The sequence below is a fragment of the Vibrio sp. 970 genome, assembly GCF_033339075.1.
The window spans coordinates 1-606 of sequence record NZ_JAWOTW010000523.1; the positions used below are offsets into that span (position 1 = coordinate 1).

Here is a 606-nt window from a genome sequence, read left to right on the forward strand (position 1 = left end):
GTTATGCTCATGTCCAGCGTGTCACGACAAGCTTCTGGCTCTCCATTGCATAACCGAACTCTCAATTGCATAACCGAAGCAATAAAAAAGCCGCCCTAAATAAGGCGGCTTTTGATGTTGTTAAGGTTCAATTATAGGTTTGGACCTGTAGAGGGAGTATGAGGTTGATTGTTACGCAGTTGCTGCATGCCTTGGAACATACGGATGAACCAGACAAGAATAGCTAACGCAGCGAATACCATTCCGACCCAAGGGATGAAGTAAGCGATGTCTTCGATCAACGTACTTTTCACCCAATAGTCACTTACCCCGACGAGCACACCGTTAGAGGTCGCTACGGTGACAATCAGCACCACAAAAAACGTCAGGTAGAGGAAGAAGGTACGAATCAGACCGTAGTAATGAGAAATCACTACGTCGCTGTCTTCCCCCTTATCCAAACGGTAACCCGCATAGATAATTGCGATAACGCCTGAGATCAAAAACGTAAACGGGGTAAAACAACTCAGGATATACGCAATCCAAATCCCGTTATGATGTTTGTTCATTCGCTTTCGCTCCTTTCTCTGTCGTTGGTTTTGATTCTGCTTCGCCCATCGCTTCTTT

The 606-nt window shown here is 45.5% G+C and carries 1 protein-coding gene; it reads right to left on the reverse strand.

The features are described from left to right. Positions 1 to 131 precede the first annotated feature (131 nt). Positions 132 to 548 carry a membrane protein gene (locus R7Q11_RS27655; protein ID WP_005479430.1) on the reverse strand — a complete coding sequence of 139 codons (417 nt, stop codon included), beginning with the start codon at positions 546 to 548 and terminating at the stop codon, positions 132 to 134. Positions 549 to 606: the final 58 nt, after the last annotated feature.